Source organism: Streptomyces sp. 378 (assembly GCF_030124145.1).
In the GTDB taxonomy this organism is placed as follows: domain Bacteria; phylum Actinomycetota; class Actinomycetes; order Streptomycetales; family Streptomycetaceae; genus Streptomyces.
The window spans coordinates 1-18,115 of the sequence record NZ_JASKMS010000004.1 but is presented as its reverse complement, the minus strand read 5'-3'; the positions used below and the strand labels follow the sequence as shown (position 1 = coordinate 18,115).

General features: G+C 70.6%; 18 protein-coding genes. 5 read left to right on the top strand and 13 right to left on the bottom strand.

Going from position 1 to position 18,115, the window contains the following annotated elements; translation table 11 throughout:
* The first annotated feature begins 6 nt into the window (after window positions 1-6).
* Window positions 7-225, top strand: a complete 219-nt coding sequence (locus tag QNO09_RS07140) for a DUF397 domain-containing protein (protein WP_283969208.1) — start codon at window positions 7-9, stop codon at window positions 223-225.
* Here the strand turns inward: QNO09_RS07140 and glmS are convergent.
* Window positions 186-2,033 (bottom strand): glutamine--fructose-6-phosphate transaminase (isomerizing), encoded by a 1,848-nt coding sequence (glmS, locus tag QNO09_RS07135; protein ID WP_283969207.1) that lies wholly within the window; start codon window positions 2,031-2,033, stop codon window positions 186-188. The genes QNO09_RS07140 and glmS overlap by 40 nt on opposite strands.
* A 209-nt stretch (window positions 2,034-2,242) precedes the next feature.
* Here glmS and coaA point away from each other — a divergent pair, with 209 nt between their 5' ends.
* Both coaA and QNO09_RS07125 read left to right on the top strand, forming a co-directional pair.
* On the top strand, window positions 2,243-3,211 hold the full coding sequence (coaA, locus tag QNO09_RS07130) for a type I pantothenate kinase (RefSeq protein ID WP_283969499.1): 969 nt from the start codon (window positions 2,243-2,245) through the stop codon (window positions 3,209-3,211).
* A 32-nt stretch (window positions 3,212-3,243) separates the two neighbouring features.
* Window positions 3,244-4,173, top strand: a complete 930-nt coding sequence (locus QNO09_RS07125; RefSeq protein ID WP_283969498.1) for a DUF389 domain-containing protein — start codon at window positions 3,244-3,246, stop codon at window positions 4,171-4,173.
* A 101-nt stretch (window positions 4,174-4,274) separates the two neighbouring features.
* Here the strand turns inward: QNO09_RS07125 and glmM are convergent, their stop codons facing one another.
* From glmM to QNO09_RS07105, 4 genes are all read right to left on the bottom strand, one after another.
* Window positions 4,275-5,633, bottom strand: coding sequence for a phosphoglucosamine mutase (gene glmM, locus QNO09_RS07120; protein WP_283969497.1), 1,359 nt, complete (start codon window positions 5,631-5,633; stop codon window positions 4,275-4,277).
* Between the two features lie 165 nt (window positions 5,634-5,798).
* A complete protein-coding gene (rpsI, locus tag QNO09_RS07115) occupies window positions 5,799-6,311 on the bottom strand; it encodes a 30S ribosomal protein S9 (protein WP_018564827.1) in 513 nt (170 codons plus the stop codon).
* 42 nt (window positions 6,312-6,353) lie between these two features.
* Window positions 6,354-6,797, bottom strand: coding sequence for a 50S ribosomal protein L13 (gene rplM, locus QNO09_RS07110; RefSeq protein ID WP_010036634.1), 444 nt, complete (start codon window positions 6,795-6,797; stop codon window positions 6,354-6,356).
* A 217-nt stretch (window positions 6,798-7,014) separates the two neighbouring features.
* Window positions 7,015-7,326 carry a hypothetical protein gene (locus tag QNO09_RS07105; protein WP_283969206.1) on the bottom strand — a complete coding sequence of 104 codons (312 nt, stop codon included), beginning with the start codon at window positions 7,324-7,326 and terminating at the stop codon, window positions 7,015-7,017.
* A 74-nt stretch (window positions 7,327-7,400) separates the two neighbouring features.
* Between QNO09_RS07105 and QNO09_RS07100 the strand changes: the two genes are divergently transcribed.
* Entirely contained in the window at window positions 7,401-8,270 is an 870-nt protein-coding gene (locus QNO09_RS07100) for a hypothetical protein (RefSeq protein WP_283969205.1), read from the top strand.
* A 22-nt stretch (window positions 8,271-8,292) separates the two neighbouring features.
* Here QNO09_RS07100 and QNO09_RS07095 read toward each other — a convergent pair whose 3' ends face one another.
* From QNO09_RS07095 to QNO09_RS07075, 5 genes are all read right to left on the bottom strand, one after another.
* Window positions 8,293-9,378 carry an NlpC/P60 family protein gene (locus QNO09_RS07095; protein ID WP_283969204.1) on the bottom strand — a complete coding sequence of 362 codons (1,086 nt, stop codon included), beginning with the start codon at window positions 9,376-9,378 and terminating at the stop codon, window positions 8,293-8,295.
* A gap of 40 nt (window positions 9,379-9,418) precedes the next feature.
* Complete coding sequence (locus tag QNO09_RS07090) at window positions 9,419-9,901, bottom strand: poly-gamma-glutamate biosynthesis protein PgsC/CapC (RefSeq protein ID WP_150482528.1); 483 nt, start codon at window positions 9,899-9,901, stop codon at window positions 9,419-9,421.
* 87 nt (window positions 9,902-9,988) lie between these two features.
* On the bottom strand, window positions 9,989-11,476 hold the full coding sequence (gene pgsB, locus QNO09_RS07085) for a poly-gamma-glutamate synthase PgsB (protein WP_283969203.1): 1,488 nt from the start codon (window positions 11,474-11,476) through the stop codon (window positions 9,989-9,991).
* A gap of 7 nt (window positions 11,477-11,483) precedes the next feature.
* Window positions 11,484-13,730 (bottom strand): HAMP domain-containing protein, encoded by a 2,247-nt coding sequence (locus QNO09_RS07080; RefSeq protein WP_283969496.1) that lies wholly within the window; start codon window positions 13,728-13,730, stop codon window positions 11,484-11,486.
* A 204-nt stretch (window positions 13,731-13,934) separates the two neighbouring features.
* Window positions 13,935-15,092, bottom strand: a complete 1,158-nt coding sequence (locus QNO09_RS07075; RefSeq protein ID WP_451521868.1) for a CapA family protein — start codon at window positions 15,090-15,092, stop codon at window positions 13,935-13,937.
* Between the two features lie 41 nt (window positions 15,093-15,133).
* Here QNO09_RS07075 and QNO09_RS07070 point away from each other — a divergent pair, with 41 nt between their 5' ends.
* Complete coding sequence (locus QNO09_RS07070) at window positions 15,134-16,123, top strand: hypothetical protein (RefSeq protein ID WP_502962255.1); 990 nt, start codon at window positions 15,134-15,136, stop codon at window positions 16,121-16,123.
* A gap of 17 nt (window positions 16,124-16,140) precedes the next feature.
* Here QNO09_RS07070 and truA read toward each other — a convergent pair whose 3' ends face one another.
* The 3 genes from truA to QNO09_RS07055 form a co-directional block, all read right to left on the bottom strand.
* On the bottom strand, window positions 16,141-16,995 hold the full coding sequence (gene truA / locus QNO09_RS07065; protein ID WP_283969201.1) for a tRNA pseudouridine(38-40) synthase TruA: 855 nt from the start codon (window positions 16,993-16,995) through the stop codon (window positions 16,141-16,143).
* Between the two features lie 138 nt (window positions 16,996-17,133).
* Window positions 17,134-17,628 (bottom strand): 50S ribosomal protein L17, encoded by a 495-nt coding sequence (gene rplQ, locus QNO09_RS07060; protein ID WP_283969200.1) that lies wholly within the window; start codon window positions 17,626-17,628, stop codon window positions 17,134-17,136.
* 201 nt (window positions 17,629-17,829) lie between these two features.
* Window positions 17,830-18,115 (bottom strand): DNA-directed RNA polymerase subunit alpha C-terminal domain-containing protein (locus QNO09_RS07055; protein WP_283969199.1); only part of this gene is annotated, 286 nt, incomplete at its 5' end.

The window sequence follows — 18,115 nt, the reverse complement described above, 5'->3', positions numbered from 1 at the left end:
CGCCCTATGGACACCACCGGCAACTGGCGAAAGTCATCCTATTCAGGGCCTGGCGACGGCGACTCCTGCGTGGAGATCGCCCCGACCCCCACCCACATAGCCATCCGGGACTCAAAAGCCCCGGCCGCGACTGTCACCGTCCCGGCCGGAGCCTTCACCGCCTTCGTCGACGCCCTCAAGGGCGACTACTCCACCGTCACCGACTTCGCCAGGTTCCGAGGCTGATCCACCTCGTTGCCCCGGGCCGTGGCCAGCTCGCAGGCGAACACCTGCAACGGCACGGTCGCCACCATCGGCTGAAGCAGCGTCGGCGTGACCGGGATCCGGATCAGGTGGTCGGCGTAGGGCACGACCGCCTCGTCGCCCTCCTCCGCGATCACGATCGTCCGCGCGCCCCGGGCCCGGATCTCCTGGATGTTGGACACGATCTTGTCGTGCAGCACCGACCGCCCGCGCGGCGACGGCACCATCACGACGACCGGCAGGTCCTCCTCGATCAGGGCGATCGGCCCGTGCTTCAGCTCCCCGGCCGCGAACCCCTCGGCGTGCATGTACGCCAGTTCCTTCAGCTTCAGCGCGCCCTCCAGCGCGACGGGGTAACCGACATGCCGTCCCAGGAACAGCACGGTGTCCTTCGAGGCGAGCGAGCGCGCCAGCTCCCGTACGGGCTCCATGGTCCCGAGCACCCGTTCCACCGCACCGGCGATCGACGACAGGTCGCGGACCACCGCCCGGATCTCGTCGCCCCACTTGGTGCCGCGCACCTGGCCCAGATACAGGGCGACCAGGTAACACGCCACGAGCTGCGTCAGGAACGCCTTCGTCGAGGCGACGGCCACTTCCGGCCCGGCGTGCGTGTACAGCACCGCGTCCGACTCGCGGGGGATCGTCGAACCGTTGGTGTTGCAGATCGCCAGCACTCTGGAGCCCTGCTCGCGGGCGTGCCGCAGCGCCATCAGCGTGTCCATGGTCTCGCCGGACTGGGAGATGGCGATGACGAGCGTCTGCGCGTCCAGGATCGGGTCCCGGTAACGGAATTCGCTCGCCAGTTCCACCTCGCAGGGCAGCCGCGTCCAGTGCTCGATCGCGTACTTGGCGATCATCCCGGCGTGGAAGGCCGTACCGCAGGCGACGATGACGACCTTGTCGATCTCCCGCAGCACCCCCGCCGGAATCCGCACCTCGTCCAGGGTCAGCGAGCCGGACCCGTCGATGCGGCCCAGGAGCGTGTCGGCGACCGCCTTGGGCTGCTCGGCGATCTCCTTGAGCATGAAGTAGTCGTAGCCGCCCTTCTCGGCGGCCGACGCGTCCCAGTCGACGTGGTACGAGCGCACGTCGGCGGGGCGGCCGTCGAAGCCCGTCACCGTCACGCCGTCCCGGCGCAGCTCCACCACCTGGTCCTGGCCGAGCTCGACCGCCGAGCGCGTGTGGGCGATGAACGCGGCGACATCCGAGGCGAGGAAGGCCTCGCCCTCCCCGACGCCCACCACCAGCGGCGAGTTCCGCCGCGCGCCCACCACCACGTCCGGCTCGTCGGCGTGCACGGCGACCAGCGTGAACGCGCCCTCCAGACGCCGGCACACCAGCCGCATCGACTCGGCGAGGTCCGCGCAGGAGGAGAACTCCTCGGCGAGCAGGTGGGCGACGACCTCGGTGTCCGTCTCGGAGGCCAGGTCGTGGCCGCGCTCGGCGAGCTCGTCCCGCAGCAGGGCGAAGTTCTCGATGATGCCGTTGTGCACCACCGCGACCCGTCCCGCGTTGTCGATGTGCGGATGGGCGTTGGAGTCCGTCGGCCCGCCGTGCGTGGCCCAGCGGGTGTGCCCGATGCCCGTCGCGCCGGTCGGCAGCGGCCTGCCGTCCAGTTCCTTCTCCAGGTTGAGGAGCTTGCCGGCCTTCTTGGCCGTCGCCAGCCCGCCGTCGGCCAGGACGGCGACGCCCGCCGAGTCGTACCCCCGGTACTCCAGCCGCTTCAGCCCGGCCATCACGACCTCGAGCGCGGACTGCGGCCCCACGTATCCCACGATTCCACACATGGGCGGCAGCTTAGAGTCGATTCCCGCGCCGAACCGGCCGAAGCGTGCCCGAAATCGGAAATTCCCACCGGGGTACGAACCCCGCGGCCCACGAGCCGCCCGGCCGGTTTCCACCGCCGTCGGACGAGGAAGAGCCCGCGTGACGGATCCCACCTCACCATCCGTTCGTACGCCCGTCACAATGGACTGTGATCTCTCCGGTCTCCTCGATGCCCCGGAGCGCCCACCGGCCCCGCCCGGAGGCGACTCCCTACCTCGACCTCACCCGAGCCGAGTGGAGCGCGTTGCGTGACAAGACGCCGCTGCCACTGACGGCCGAGGAGGTCGAGAAGCTGCGCGGTCTCGGCGACGTGATCGACCTCGACGAGGTGCGGGACATCTACCTCCCGCTGTCCCGGCTTCTCAACCTCTACGTCGGCGCCACCGACGGCCTCAGAGGCGCGCTGAACACCTTCCTGGGCGAAAAGGGCTCCCAGTCGGGCACCCCGTTCGTCATAGGCGTGGCCGGCTCGGTCGCCGTGGGCAAGTCGACGGTCGCCCGCCTCCTCCAGGCCCTGCTCTCGCGCTGGCCGGAGCACCCGCGCGTCGAGCTGGTCACCACCGACGGCTTCCTGCTGCCCACCCGGGAGCTCCAGGCCCGCGGCCTGATGTCCCGCAAGGGCTTCCCGGAGTCCTTCGACCGCCGCGCCCTGACCCGTTTCGTCGCCGACATCAAGGCCGGCAAGGACGAGGTCACCGCGCCCGTCTACTCCCACCTGATCTACGACATCGTCCCGGACAAGAGGCTCACGGTCCGCCGCCCCGACATCCTGATCGTCGAGGGCCTGAACGTCCTCCAGCCGGCCCTGCCCGGCAAGGACGGCCGCACCCGCGTCGGTCTCGCCGACTACTTCGACTTCAGCGTGTACGTCGACGCCCGCGCCGAGGACATCGAGACCTGGTACCTCAACCGCTTCCGCAAGCTGCGCGCGACCGCCTTCCAGAACCCGTCCTCGTACTTCCGCAAGTACACCCAGGTCTCCGAGGAGGAGGCCCTGGACTACGCCCGGACGATGTGGCGCACCGTCAACCGCCCCAATCTGGTGGAGAACATCGCCCCCACCCGGGGCCGCGCCACCCTCGTCGTGCGCAAGGGCCCGGACCACAAGGTGCAGCGGCTCAGCCTGCGCAAGCTGTGACGCCGGGAGGGAAGACGGGTTAGATGACCGCCATGCTCCATCTGCGTCTGCTCACGCCGTCCGACCGGACCGACGACGTGGTCCTGCTGATCGGGAAGACGGTCGGCACCACCCACCTCGTCGTGCTGCCGGGCGCCGCCCGCGACCCCGCCGGGGACGTGGTGATGTGTGACGTGGCCCGGGAGGCGGGCGACGCACTGCTCGCCGCCCTGCGGGAACTGGGCATCGACACCACCGGCTCCATCGCCGTCGAGTCCATCGACCTGTCCCTGTCCGAGCGGGCCGACAAGGCGGAGGCCGACGCACCGGGTGAGGGCGCGGACGCGGTCCTGTGGGAGCAACTGACCGAGGCGACACACGAGGAGTCGACCCTCTCCGTCACCTACCTCGCCTTCATCACGCTCGCCACCATGATCGCCGCCTGCGGTGTGGTCCTGGACAACGCGATCCTGATCGTGGGCGCCATGGCGGTGGGGCCGGAGTTCGGCCCCCTCACCGGCATCTGCACAGCGATCGTCCGACGCCGACCCCGGCTGGCCCTTCGCTCGCTGATTGCGCTGCTGGTGGGCTTCGCGGTGGCGATGGCGGTGACGGTCGGCTTCAGCCTCTTCATGGACGCGGTCGGCCAGTTCACCGAGGCACAACTGGATGGCGACCGGCCCAACACCGGCTTCATCTACGCCCCCGACTGGTTCTCCTTCGTCGTGGCGGTCCTGGCCGGCATCGCCGGCACCCTCTCCCTGACCTCGGCCAAGTCGGGCGCTCTGGTCGGCGTGGCCATCTCCGTCACCACGGTCCCGGCCGCGGCGAACGCGGCGGTGGCCCTCAGCTACGGCGACACGAAACAGACCTGGGGCTCCACGGAGCAGCTCCTGCTGAACCTGGTGGGCATCATCGTCGCCGGGACGCTGACCCTGCTGGCGCAGAAGTGGTTCTGGCGGAAAGAGCGCCGGCGGCTCTGAAGGGGGCCGGGGGCAGCGCCCTCAGGGGCGTGGGGCACCGCGCGACAAGCCACGAGGGCGCCGCGGTCCGCGAACCGTAGCGCCCCTACCCGCGAGGCCGACTACCCGAGCGCGGACTTCACCGCGTCGGCGAGCCGCCCCGCGACGGACCGGGCCTGCTCGATATCGGCCGCCTCGACCATCACGCGCACCAACGGCTCGGTCCCGGAGGGCCGCAGCAGCACGCGCCCGGTCGCCCCCAGCTCCCGCTCCGCGTCCGCGACGGCCGTCGCGAGCTCCGCGGACGTCCCCACCCGGGACCTGTCGACGTCCGGCACATTGATCAGCACCTGCGGCAACCGCTCCATGACGGCGGCGAGTTCGCGCAGCGTACGTCCGCTCTCGGCGACCCGGGCCGCCAGCAGCAGCCCGGTCAGCGTCCCGTCCCCGGTCGTCGCGTGGTCGAGGATGATGACGTGCCCGGACTGCTCGCCCCCGAGGGCGAACCCGTGCTCCTTCATCTCCTCCAGCACGTACCGGTCGCCGACGGCGGTCTGCACCAGCCGGATGCCCTCGCGCTCCATGGCCAGCTTGAACCCGAGGTTGGACATCACGGTGGCCACGACCGTCTCGGACCGCAGCGCGGAGTGCTCCCGCATCGCCAGCGCGAGCACGGCGAGGATCTGGTCCCCGTCGACCTCCTCGCCGGTGTGGTCGACGGCGAGGCACCGGTCGGCGTCCCCGTCGTGCGCGATGCCCAGATCGGCTCCGTGCTCGACGACGGCGGCCTTGATCTTGTCCAGGTGCGTCGAACCGCACCCGTCGTTGATGTTGAGCCCGTCCGGCTCGGCCCCGATGGTGACGACCTCGGCACCGGCCCGCTGGAACGCCTCGGGCGAGACCCGGGAGGCGGCGCCGTGCGCCTCGTCGAGGACGATCTTCAGCCCGTCGAGCCGGTTCGGCAGGGCACCCAGCAGATGCGCGACGTACCGGTCGAAGCCCTCGTCGTAGTCGCGTACGCGGCCCACGCCGGAGCCGGTCGGGCGGTCCCACGGGGCGCCGGTGCGGTGCTCCGCGTAGACGGACTCGATCCGGTCCTCCAGCTCGTCGGCGAGCTTGTGCCCACCGCGGGCGAAGAACTTGATGCCGTTGTCGGGCATGGCGTTGTGGCTCGCGGAGAGCATCACACCGAGGTCGGCGCCGAGCTCTCCGGTGAGGTACGCCACGGCGGGCGTCGGCAGCACGCCGACCCGCAGCACGTCCAGGCCCGCGCTGGCGAGTCCCGCGACGACGGCGGCTTCCAGGAACTCCCCGGACGCACGGGGGTCACGCCCGACCACGGCCCTCGGCCGGTGTCCTTCGAACGTGCCCGCCTCGGCCAGTACGTGTGCCGCGGCCACGGAGAGGCCGAGGGCCATCTCCGCCGTCAGATCCGCGTTGGCGACACCGCGCACGCCGTCCGTGCCGAAGAGTCGTCCCACTGTGGTGTCCTCCGAATTGCTGAAGAGAATGCGGCTCACATCCCCAGTACACCCCCCTGAGACTGTCCGGGAGCTGTAGGGGTTGTGTAAACGAACCGCCCCGGCAGCACGTCCGTGCCGCCGGGGCGATCGTTGCGAAGCCAGTCGCAAGGACAGGCGACGCGATTAGCGCTTGCTGTACTGCGGAGCCTTGCGGGCCTTCTTCAGACCGGCCTTCTTGCGCTCGACCGCACGGTCGTCGCGCTTGAGGAAGCCGGCCTTCTTCAGCGGACCGCGGTTGTTGTCGACGTCCGCCTCGTTCAGCGCACGGGCGACACCGAGACGGAGCGCACCGGCCTGACCGGAGACACCGCCACCGGAGATGCGGGCGACGACGTCGTAGCGGCCCTCGAGCTCGAGAACCTTGAACGGCTCGTTGACTTCCTGCTGGTGCACCTTGTTCGGGAAGTAGTCCTCGAGGGTGCGACCGTTGATCTTCCACTTGCCGGTGCCCGGGACGATCCGGACGCGGGCGATGGCGTTCTTGCGACGGCCCAGGCCGGCGGCCGGCTGGGGCTCGCCGAAGCGGGAGGCCATGGACTCCGAGGTGTACTCGCCCTCGACGGGCACCTCGGACTCGGTGGTGTAGCTGTCGATGTCAAGCTCTTCGAGCGGCTGCTCGGCAGTGGTCTCGGCCACGATTCTCCTCAGATTCTGTTCAGTCTTAGGGGGTGGCCGGACTTACTGCGCGACCTGGGTGATCTCGTACGGCTGCGGCTGCTGCGCGCCGTGCGGGTGCTGGTCACCCTTGTAGACCTTCAGCTTCGAGAGCATCTGACGGCCCAGCGTGTTCTTGGGGAGCATGCCCTTGACGGCCTTCTCGATGGCCTTCTCGGGGTTCTTGTCGAGCAGCTCGTCGTAACGGACGGAGCGCAGACCACCCGGGTAGCCGGAGTGGCGGTACGCCATCTTCTGGGTCCGCTTGTTGCCGGAGAGGTGCACCTTGTCGGCGTTGATGATGATGACGAAGTCACCAGCGTCGACGTGCGGCGCGTAGATCGGCTTGTGCTTGCCCCGGAGGAGCGTCGCGGCAGTGGTGGCGAGACGACCCAGGACAACGTCCTGAGCGTCGATGACGTGCCACTGGCGCGTCACATCGCCGGGCTTGGGGCTGTACGTACGCACGGTTCGTAGCCTTCGCTTCGAGTGAATGGTCCATAACTGGTCACCGAAACGATCACGACAGCCTGGACCGCACTGCGGCGACGCATACCGCGTACGTGGGGTCGCTGGTCATCGGCCCGGTGGACCGGTGTAAGGGCCCGTCCCGTGAGAATGAGCAAGCCAATACACAACGAACAAGCAGAATACCGGGGTACACCACAAGGGTCAAAACGCGGTATCACCGCAGCCACCCGGTCACCGAAACATACAGGACGCCACAGAAGGTGACGGCCCTCCGCAGCGTCCCGCGCCGCACCGGCCGGACCCGGGGGACGACCGGGCAGAGCAGCACGTCGACAGCGACCGCGGCGCACCACCGCAGCGCGGAACGGCCACCGCGCGGACGACCGAACCCTCCCAGCGCCCCCACCACGACCGACGGCCACACCCCGGCCGCGAAGCCCTGCCACGACAGCGCCCACACCAGCAGCACCACGGCCGGCAGCAGTCGCCCCAACCACCCGGAGATGTCGCCTTTGCCCGTGCGCATGGGAGGAACGCTAGGGGCTGGAGAGCCGATCCGGGCGGACCAGCACACCCCTTGTCCCGTCTAAGATGCGGCCCATGAGCTTTGGGCAGCAGGGGGGACCTCAGTCTCAGTGGGATCCCTGGAAACCACCGTCACAGCAGCCCTGGAACAGCGGGGGCGGCCACGCTCCGGACTGGGCGGCGCTCGCCGAGGCCTCCGAGGCCCGCAACAGGCGACGCCGGCTGCTGCTGATCGGCGGCGGCGCGTTCGCCACCGTCGCGATCGGCACCGCCGTCGCGGTGGCCGTCGTCTCGGCGGGCGGCGACAGCAAGGGCACCCCGACCTCCCTGCCGTCGGCCGACATCCCGAGTCAGTCCGCCTCGGCCCCGTCGTTCGCCCCGACCAGCGCCCCTCCCCCGCTGGACCCGAAGGACTTCATCGCCAGCGCGAAGAAGGACAAGGCCCCGCTCAGCCCGGCCACCCTCTTCCCGGGCACCCAGCTCACCATGGGCGAGACGGTCTACGAGAAGGGCCCCACGGCGGACACGAGGAACTGCGCCTCGGCGGCCGGCGGCACGCTCCCCAAGGCCCTCACCGCGAACGACTGCACACGCCTGATACGTGCCACCTACGTCAAGGACGGCATCGCGGTGACGGTCGGCGTGGCCGTCTTCGACACCGAGGCCCAGGCCCTCAAGGCCAAGGGCCAGTCCGACAAGAGGAGCTTCGTCAAGTCGCTCTCCGGCGGCGGCGTCAAGCCCTTCTGCGAGTCGGGCGTCTGCCGCACGACCAGCAACTCCTACGGCCGCTACGCCTACTTCACCAACGCCGGCTTCACCGACGGCAAGGGCGTGACGCCCAAGGACACCGCGGTCTTCAAGACCGGGAACGACCTGGGCCAGTTCACGTTCAACCAGATCCGCCGCCGCGGCGAAGCCCAGGCCTCGGCCGCGGCCAACGGGTGACCTGCCGCCGCCGGGCGCCCGGTCACAGCCTCTTCGCGCTGCGCAGCGTCTTGGCGTAATAGCCGTTGCCGTCCAGCCGGGACACTCCGCCGACATCGCCGATGGTCGGTCCGTTGACCTCCTCGCGGCTGGAGACGAAGAGCAGGTGGCCCTCGGTGTCGTAGCCGAGCACCATGCCCACGTGGTCCAGGCGCTGCTCGGTGCGGGCGTCGAGCTTGAAGAAGACGAGGTCCCCGGGCTGGAGCTGGTCGATGCCGGAGGGCCGGTCCTCGGACGAGACGCCGGTGAGCGGCAGGATGTCGGCACCCTCCTCGGAGCGGGCCATGCCGTTGGCGGTGCGCGGCAGGCCGTCACCCGACTTGTCCGAGGACATGAGCGGGTAGCGGGCGCGGTAGCCGAACACCATCCGCATGTAGCCCGAGCAGTCGATCGACCGGGCGCGCGCGGTCTCCGGCTGCCCGATCACGCCGTCGCGGAAGGGGTACGGGAGGCCGAGGTAGTCGTAGAAGTCGGACTGCTCCAGGCGCAGGTCTCCGCCCTCGGCCCCGCTCGTGTTGAGGGGCCCGAAGTTGGCGTCACCGGCGTAGACGGTGCCCTGCTCGTCCTTCTTCTGCTTGGCGCCCGCGACGTACTGGAAGGCGATGGCCAGCAGGTCGTCCTCCTTGCCGGTCTCGTACTCCGCGTACCAGTCCTTGAACCACTTCTGCTTCTCCGCGCCCTTCTTCCAGGGCTCGGGCATGAGGCGGACCCAGTCGGTCGTGGAGACCTTGGAGCTCGTCGACGAGGGCTCGGCGAAGGTGCGGGCCGGTCCGGTCAGGGTCGCGGTGCGCGCCCCGTCGGTGAACACCGCCCTGACCTGGCCGTCGGACCGGCGCAGCACGGAGCGGGCGGGGTTCTCCAGCCGGGACCAGCTCTCGGCGCCCTTGTCCCTGGCCTTCGTCGCGCCGCCGGCCCGGTCCGAGCCGTCCAGCACGCCGACGTTCGTGATCTCCGGGACGCCCTTGTCCTCCTGCTTGCGGAGCTCGACGGTGAGGTAGCCGGAGGTCGCGACGAGCGCCAGCACCACGAGGCCGGAGAGGACCGGCCGCGATTTCTTCTTCCCTGCCATGTGTTGTCTCCTGGGTTCTCGGTCGCCGGGACACCGGTGCTCAGACGGTGGGCATGATGCCGAGCAGCAGTCCGGCGGCGACGACGATGTAGGCCATGAGCGAGACGGTGCCGGTCGCCAGCAGCGTCGGCCCCTTGGGCTGGCGGACCATCTGGTACGCGATCAGGCCGGGCACGATGAAGCCGAGGGTCTGGTTGCCGTACAGCAGCGGGAACTCGATCGAGAGCACGATCATCACGGTGGCCTGGAGCAGCACGCCCAGCAGGACCACCGCGGCGAACAGCCGCTTGCCGTAGAGGATCACCAGTCGCTGCATGACCTTGGTGCCCGCGTAGGTGAGGGCGGTGACGCCGACCACCATGGCCGCCCGCTGGAGGTCCTCGATGAGAGTCAGGGCCAACCAGCCCGGCGTGATCATGCCGCCGGGCGACAGGTTGGTGGTCAGGTAGCACAGCAACGAGAAGAACAGGCCGATGGCGATGCCGAGGGCGGCCATCTCGGGGGTCAGGGCTGCGGTGGTCAACGAGGTCTCCGGGCACGGGATACGGGTGCGGGTTCGGTGCGGGGCGATCGGCGGTCCTGCGGGCGGCGCCCGCCCCGCCCGTGGTCGTCAGGAACGGGGAGGCCGTCCCCCGTCGTCGGCCGGGGCGTACCCGTAGGGCTCGTCGGCGTACTGCCACGTCTGCTGGGCCTCAGCGGCGTACGGTCCCTGCTGGTGGGGAGCCGGGCCGGGGTGTCCGGCGCCGGTGTACGGCCCCGACGGCTGGGCGGGGATGCGGACCACGGGGATCTCCTGGGTCTGGGAGGCCTGGTAGCGCTCCTCATAGGCCATCGGGTACGAGGCGTAGGGGTCCAGGCGCGCCGGCTGGGCCGGTGCGGCCGTGGCCGAGGGCCGCGCGGCGTCGGCGGGGGCGGACTCGTCCGCCGGGAGTTCGGCCAGGTACTCCAGCAGTTCCTCGCCCTGGCCGTGGATGTTGCCGATGGCGACCAGGGAGGAGTCGGCGGCCAGGCGATCCAGCAGGGCGGGCATGAACTCCTCGGCCGACCGCCGTTCGCCCCCGAGGTCGATCGCGCGGTCGCGCCACTCGGCGGGGATGGCGTCGATCGCGCTCTTGGACGGGTGCCCGATGACGAAGACGTGGTCCGGCTGGAGGTCGGGGATGATCTCGCCCATCTGCCCGTTGCGCTCCACGCGGTCGGGCCGGCAGTTGATCACGACGTTCAGCGGCCGGTGGATGGCTCCGAGGTCGAGCAGCTGGTTGATGTTCATCAGCGTCGACTCGGGGTCGTTGGCCGCGAAGACGTTGGCGAAGGCGAGCCGCTTGCCCTCGGGCGTCGCGTAGCGCTCGACGGACAGCACGCCCGGGTCCGGCGGGGCGTCGTACATGCCCTGCAGGGCGACCCGCCGCTCCACGCCGAGCAGTTCGGCGACGACGAGGGCGATCGCGACGTTCTCCTTGAAGGTGAACCAGCTGAAACCGCGCAGTTCCTCGTCGGTGACGGTCTCCGGGTCGGCGTAGACCAACTGGCAGTTACGGGCGTCGGCCTCCTCCTGGAGGATGTGGAAGCGCTCCTTCTCGGCGGTGACGCAGATGCCGTCCTCCGGCATGGAACGGCACAGCGAGCGGGCCACGTCGTCGAGGGTGGGTCCCATCTCGGCGAGGTGGTCCTCGCGGACGTTGCACAGCACGCCGATCGTGGAGCGGATCAGCTTGCTCTGGTTCACCTCCTGCAGGGCCGGCATGACGGCCATGCACTCGATGACGAGGGCGTCGGGCCGGTAGGTGGCGGCCCGGCGCACGATGCCGATCTGCTCCACCACGTTGGCGATGCCGAACTTGCGGTAGACCGGTTCCTCGGTGGCGTCCGGGTGGATGAACCGGGCCGCCGTACCCGTGGTCTTCGCCACGGTGACCAGGTCGCCGCCGCGCAGCGCGCCGGCGCACAGCCGGGTGATGGAGGACTTGCCGCGGATGCCGTTCACGAGCACGCGCGACGGGATGCTGTGCAGGCCGGCGTAGTGCCGGCGCTGTTCCACGATGCCCGCCACCAGCAGCAGCACACTGCCGGTGAGCAGGACGAAGTACAGATAGAGCACGGCTGGGTCACCTTCCCCGAACGCCGGCCTCCGGCTCCGTGAGCCGGCGTGCCTGAGTCTGCTTACGGGCCTGGAGTTGCTGGCGCAGCAGTTCGAGGCTGCGCACGACCGCGCCGACCTCGTCCTGGTAGCGGGGGTACAGCACGGACTTGAGGTCGCCGTCGGCCAGCTTCTCCGCGCTGGCCGCGAGGGCCCGCATCGGCCGGACCACGACCAGGTACACCCAGCCGAGGCAGACGACGATCAGGGCCAGACCGAGCAGTCCGGCCAGGACGCTGCGGTCCTCGCGCTGGTAGGCGGTGATCTGGAAGTCCTTGGCGTTCTGCCAGCTGACCACGGTCCAGCCGAGGTCGGCCGCCACGCCGCCGCCGGAGAACGGGGCGGCCGCGGCGACCGTGGTCCTGCGGCCTTCGCGGATCAGCAGCCCGTTCTCGACGGGACCGGCGCCGACGTGGACGCTCCCGGCCCGGACGAGGTCGGCGAGCGCGTCGCGCGGCAGTTCCTCGAAGGCCAGGAAGCCGTCGCTGGCGGCGAGGGTCTCCGCCTTGGCGTCCACCACACGGACCTCACCGAGTCCGGGCCGCTTCAGCAGCGAGTTGAGGAACTCGACCCGGACCTCGCCGATCAGGGTCATGCCCTTGTGGTCCGGCAGGGGCGCCCCGGCCTGGACGACCGGCTTCTTGCCGCCCTTGCCGCCCACCCGGACCAGCGGCTGCTCGTCCGCGTCGGCGAACCCGGCGCGCGGCTCCTCGCCGGCGCGGGCGACGACCTCGCCGTCCGCGTCGAGGAGGTACAGCGCCTGGTAGCGGGTGTGCTCGCGCAGGGTCTTCTCGAGCAGCGCCCGGCCGGCGCCGGCGTCGTCCGGGTCGATCAGCCGGGACGTGGAGACCAGGTCCGCCTGCGCCTCGTTGAGCGCCCGGCGTACCCGGTCGGCGACCAGGTCGGTGCGGTCACGCTGGTCGGCGACCATGCTGGCCGGGATGCTGACGGAGTCGTCGGTCCGGTTCAGCAGGAAGCCGACGGGCACGCACCACAGCAGCAGCAGTACGGCGGTCAGCGCGAGCGGCCCGCGCACCCCGAACCGGCCCTTGACGCGCTGGCGCCCGCCGGGTTCGTCGGCCGGGCCGCCCAGCTGCGCGCGCAGCCTCTCCAGTGCGGAGCCGATGCGCGCCGCCTCACCCCAGCGGGGCACGGCCACCGGGCGGGTCAGGTCGCCGCGGGCCAGTCGGCGGGACTCCAGGAACAGCCGCAGCAGCGGCCGCTGCACGGTCGTCCACAGCACGGCCGCGGCGAGCAGTCCGAGCACCACCAGAGCTCCGGCCGCCAGCAGCCCGTACAGCTCCCGGTCCGAAGCGGCGGCCTGTTGCTGGACCACGGGCAGCAGAGCGACGACGGTGAGCCCGAGGCCCGCGCCGACGCTCTGCTTCTCCTCCGGGTCGGCGGAGGAGAGAGAGGCGTAACCGGCCGTGGCGACCCGGCCGTTGTAGCTCCCGCCGACCAGGGACCCGCTGACGCCGGGGTAGCCGCGGGAGCCCGGTTCCCTGGCGCTGACCGGGTCCTGCTCGGTCTCCCGTGCCGCCTGCGCGGACAGCCCGCTCATCTGCTTCTGGAGGAAGTCCAGCTCCTTGCGCTCCTGGTCGGTGTTGAGCGCCTCGGACTGTTCGAAGCCGGCCGTGGCGAGGATCTCCCCGCCGGTGGCGACGACCGCCATGGAGCGGAACTGGCCCAGGTTGATGGCGGGCACGGACAGGCTGTTGGAGGCGAGCAGCAGTTGCTGCGGCCGGTCCTCGAAGTCGAGGACCGCCATGGTCATCAGGCGTACGTCGCCGGTCTCCAGCCGCACCATGCGGGGCTTGAGAGCCGTGTCCCCGGTGAGGACGTCCTTGTCCAGCCATCCGAGGGGAATCGTTTCACCCCTGGCGGCCAGCACCTTGCCGCTCTCCAGGTCCAGGACCGTGGTGCCCGTCCACTTCTGGTAGGTCTTCCCCAGGTCGGACAGGACCCGCTCGGGCTTCACCGGTGCCCCCGCGTTCAGCGCGGCGGCGGTGCGGTTCAGGTCGGTGACCCGCTCGTCGATCGAGGCACGCAGGGCGATGGCGCCGTCCTCCGCGAAGTGCTGCTGCGAGGAGCGCACCGCCTGCGGTACGGCCTGATCTCCGGTGGGGCCGAGCACCTGGGCGGTGAGGCCCGCGAGGGCCAGCACCAGCACGCACAGCAGCGCGATCGGGGGACGGACGCCGCCGAGCAGCGGCATGTCCGCGCGTCTTCGGCTGCGCCGCCGCCCTCCCTTCGCGGGGCGCGCGGCGCGGGTGGGTGTCACCGGTGGTCTCCTCCGGCCTCTCTGGGTGAAGAACGGCCGCGCAGAACACCTCTCCCGGGGGAGGGGCACGGACCGCCGTATACAAGACTGTTCAGGAGGGCCGAGGTTGTGCCGCTCGCCCCTCGGTGCGCTGTGGCGCTAGTCACGCTCCAGCGTGAGCTCCTTCAGGCCGTCGCCGCCCGGCGCCCCGCGGTTGTACAGGAAGCCACGCGTACGGTCGGCCGCCAGCCGGTAGCGGGCGAGCCGCTCCTCGGAGAGGTCGCCCGGCTCGTCCAGTGCCCGCCGTACGTCCACCACCCGGTGGTCCTCGACCGCGCCGGCGGGCGGCTTCTCACCGGCCTCCAGCTCGGGCGGGATGTCCACCAGCGTCGTGGCGTAGCGGGCGGAGACGTCCCAGCCGTCGGTCGCCTCGCGGAACTCGAACCAGCCGATCACGCCCTCCTCGGTGAGCCCGGTGGGCGAGGAGTGCCGAGCGACCTGGTTGCCCAGGCTGTAGGCGACCCAGGTGCCGTTCACCTTCTGGATCGGCTGCACCGCATGGGAGTGGTGCCCGATCACCAGGTCGATCCCGGTCTCCGCGCTGAGCCGCTCCGCCAGCCGCAGTTGGGCGACGCTCGGTTCGTTGTGGTGCTCGGCCCCCCAGTGGACCGAGAGGATGACCACCTCGGCGCCCTTCTCGCGGGCCCGGGCCTCGGCGTCCTTGATCGCGTCCGCGTCGAGCTGGTTGAACGCCCACTTCTCCTTCTCCGGCGTCGGGTGGCGGAACGACATCCAGGAGAACGAGAGGTGGGCGACCTTGACGCCGTTGACGTCACGGATCCCGACCCGCTCCGCCTCCTCGGGCGTGCGGGCGGAGCCGGTGTGCCCGAGGCCGGCCTTGTCCATGGCGTTCAGGGTGCGCCGAACCGCGCCCAGGCCGTGGTCGTAGGTGTGATTGGAGGCCGTCGAGCAGGTGTCGTAGCCCACGTCCTTGAGCGACGTCAGGATCTGCGGCGGGACGAGGAACTCCGGGTATCCCTCGAAGGGACCCTGCGGCCTTCCGACGGGCGTCTCCATGTGACAGATGGCCAGATCGGCCTTGCTGACGACCGGCTTCACCCCGGCGAGCAGCGGCCCGAAGTCCAGCCCGGCCTCTCCTTCACCGGTCTTCTTGGCATCCTTGGCAGCCTGGTCGACCAGCTCGGGGTGGATCAGCACGTCACCGGCGGCGGCGACGGTGAACGAGCGCCCGCCCGGCTTCACCTGCGGCGCCGAGGCCGCGGAGGTGCACGCGGTCGCCACGGCGACGGTGGCCACGAAAGCGGTTGCCGTCCGGGCGACCCGGAGAGGATTACTAAGTGTCACCGCATCATATTCACATGAAGCACACAAGCACCACGTCCGTTACCGTCACAAGACAGTCACACTTGACGCGCATTCTGATCCAATTCGGACTTTTTCTCGCCCTGTTCGGCTGTCAGTCGGCACCAGACCGGTCAACGGACGACCCCACCCCGCACGCCCGGGAGCTGGTGGACCTCCGCGACAGGATCCTCACGTACACGGCCGACCTGAAACCTGACGCCACGTACGCCCCACCGGACGACACCCAGCGTGAGCGCGTCGCCGAAGGCGTCGGCCACCTCCTGGACGGCGACACCGCGCAGGCCGAACGACTGCTCACCCCCCTCGGCCTCAAGCTGACCCGCCTCACCGACACCGAGTCCGGCCGCAGGTACGACGAGATCGCCGCCGCCCGCCCGGGCCGCGCCGCACGCTGGGGACGTCTCTACATGACCGCCGACTCCGACGTCCGCTGGAACGCCCAGGTACCGCACCCGGTCTCCGACCGGGACACCGAACACCTCGGCGTGCGGCTCCTGGAGGGCAACCCCGGCGGCTCGCTGGTCGTGGCCGGCGCGCACCGCAGAGCCGGCCGGGGCGACGCCGCCGACGTCGCCCACCGGGAGGACAGCCTCTTCCACGCCATCGTCGTGGAGCTCCAGAAACGCAACATCCCCGGCGTGCAACTGCACGGCTTCGGCAAGGACTCGGACCACCCCTACGAGGCCGTCCTCTCCACCGGAGCCGCGCGGAGCACCCTCACCGAGGCAGCCGCCCTGGCCGACGGCATGCAGGCCGACGGGCTGCGGGTCTGCCGGGGCTGGTCGGCCCGCTGCCCCCTGGAAGGCACCACGAACGTCCAGGGCAAGGCCGCGGAGCGCCACCACGCCACGTTCCTCCACGTGGAACTCTCCCCTGACGCACGCGGCGACGGCACCGACGCCGACGCCGCCGCCACGGCCCTCTCGGGGCTGCTGACCACCTGGAACTCGGCCCGCCGGTGAGGAACGGTGGAAGCCGGTCAGCAGCACCCCGCCGACGGCAACGACCGCTTGTTGCGCGCCTCCTTGCTGCGCGCGGCGAGCAGTGCGTCGGCCGGGTAGCCGACCTCCTCCAGCGTCAGACCGTGCGGCCGTACGACGTGCACGGCCGAGTCCCGTACACCGGCCGCCAGCACCTTCCCCGGCCAGTCGGCCGGCCGGTGGCCGTCGCCCACGAACAGCAGCGCCCCGATGAGGGAGCGCACCATGTTGTGGCAGAAGGCGTCGGCCCGCACGGTGGCCGTGATGATCCCGTCGTCGCCCCGGACCAGGCTCAGCTCCTGGAGCGTGCGGATGGTGGTGGCGCCCTCGCGCTTCTTGCAGTAGGCGGCGAAGTCGTGCTCGCCCAGCAGCCCCCGGGCGGCCTCGTTCATGGCCTCCACGTCGAGGGGCCAGTCGTGCCACAGGACATGCCCGCGCAGCAGCGGGTCGACGCCCCCGGGGTTGTCGGTGACCCGGTACGCGTAGCGCCTCCAGATCGCCGAGAAGCGGGCGTTGAAGCCACTGGGCGCCTCCCTGAGGGCCCAGACGCGCACGTCCCGGGGCAGCCGCCCGGCGAGCCGCTTGAGCAGCTTCTGGTGGTGCTCGGCCCACACCTCACGCGGCAGATCGACATGGGCGACCTGCCCCCGCGCGTGCACGCCGGCATCGGTACGCCCCGCGACGGTCAACTCGTACGTCTCCCGCGACCGCGTGACGGTCCGCAGGGCATCCTCGATCTCCCCCTGCACGGTCCGCCGCCCCCCGGCCTGCTTGGCCCACCCCGAGAACTCGCTCCCGTCGTACGACAGATCGAGCCGGACCCGGACACGACCGGCCTGTACTTCGTCACTCACCCCAGGCTCCTCTCACCAGCACAAAGGCGGGCCCGTCCCCGACAGGGAACGGACCCGCCAACGCCCTCAGGGCGCGGGGAACCGCGCGACAGGCCACCACGAACCCGCGGCCGCGAGCGCACAGACCCCGGCAGACGCTTACGCGTCCTTGGACTCCTCGGCGTCCTCGGCCTTGGTCGTGTCGACCTTGGCCTCGGAAGCCTCGGCAGCCTCGGTGTCCTTGGCGGCACGCTTGGTCGCGGCCTCGGCCTCGCCCGTCGCCTCCTGCGCCACCGTCAGCGCCTCGACCAGCTCGATGACAGCCATGGGCGCGTTGTCGCCACGACGGTTACCGATCTTGGTGATACGGGTGTAGCCACCCGGGCGGTTCTCGTAGCGCGGGCCGATCTCGGTGAAGAGCGTGTGCACGATGCTCTTGTCCGTGATGACCTGGAGCACCTGACGGCGGTTGTGAAGGTCGCCCTTCTTCGCCTTGGTGACCAGACGCTCGGCGTACGGCCGCAGCTTGCGGGCCTTGGCCTCGGTGGTGGTGATACGACCGTGCTCGAAGAGCGACTTCGCGAGGTTCGCGAGGAGGAGCTTCTCGTGCGCGGCGCTGCCGCCCATACGGGCACCCTTGGTGGGCTTCGGCATGGTGTTTCTCCTAGGTGTCTGCCCCGGCCGTATCAGGTACCGGGGTCAGTATCCGAGCGAGCGGTTGCCCGTCGGAGATCCAGCCGCCCCCGAAGGGGCAGCTGGAAGGGGCGCGGGACGGTATCAATGTGCGACTCCGTCGCGTGGGCGCGACCGGCCACAGCCGGCCCGCAGACGCAGTACGGCCTCCCCGCGGAGCGCTCAGTACTGCTCGGTCTCCACGAAACCGGCGTCCGCGTCGTCGTCCGCGCCGAACGCGTCCGCGGCGGCGGTCGGGTCGAATCCGGGAGGCGAGTCCTTCAGCGCAAGCCCCATGCCCGCGAGCTTGGCCTTGACCTCGTCGATCGACTTGGCACCGAAGTTGCGGATGTCGAGCAGGTCCGCCTCGGAACGGGCGACGAGTTCACCCACGGAGTGGATGCCCTCGCGCTTGAGGCAGTTGTACGACCGAACGGTGAGCTCCAGCTCCTCGATCGGCAGGGCCAGA

Bases quoted from the DNA above. Each gene is read 5' to 3' on its own strand.
- QNO09_RS07140 (WP_283969208.1), top strand. From the start codon at position 7: ATGGACACCACCGGCAACTGGCGAAAGTCATCCTATTCAGGGCCTGGC.
- glmS (WP_283969207.1), bottom strand. From the start codon at position 2,033: ATGTGTGGAATCGTGGGATACGTGGGGCCGCAGTCCGCGCTCGAGGTC.
- QNO09_RS07095 (WP_283969204.1), bottom strand. From the start codon at position 9,378: ATGGCAGGGAAGAAGAAATCGCGGCCGGTCCTCTCCGGCCTCGTGGTG.
- QNO09_RS07100 (WP_283969205.1), top strand. From the start codon at position 7,401: ATGAGCTTTGGGCAGCAGGGGGGACCTCAGTCTCAGTGGGATCCCTGG.
- QNO09_RS07080 (WP_283969496.1), bottom strand. From the start codon at position 13,730: ATGCCGCTGCTCGGCGGCGTCCGTCCCCCGATCGCGCTGCTGTGCGTG.
- QNO09_RS07105 (WP_283969206.1), bottom strand. From the start codon at position 7,326: ATGCGCACGGGCAAAGGCGACATCTCCGGGTGGTTGGGGCGACTGCTG.
- rplQ (WP_283969200.1), bottom strand. From the start codon at position 17,628: ATGCCGAAGCCCACCAAGGGTGCCCGTATGGGCGGCAGCGCCGCGCAC.
- QNO09_RS07125 (WP_283969498.1), top strand. From the start codon at position 3,244: ATGCTCCATCTGCGTCTGCTCACGCCGTCCGACCGGACCGACGACGTG.
- coaA (WP_283969499.1), top strand. From the start codon at position 2,243: ATGCCCCGGAGCGCCCACCGGCCCCGCCCGGAGGCGACTCCCTACCTC.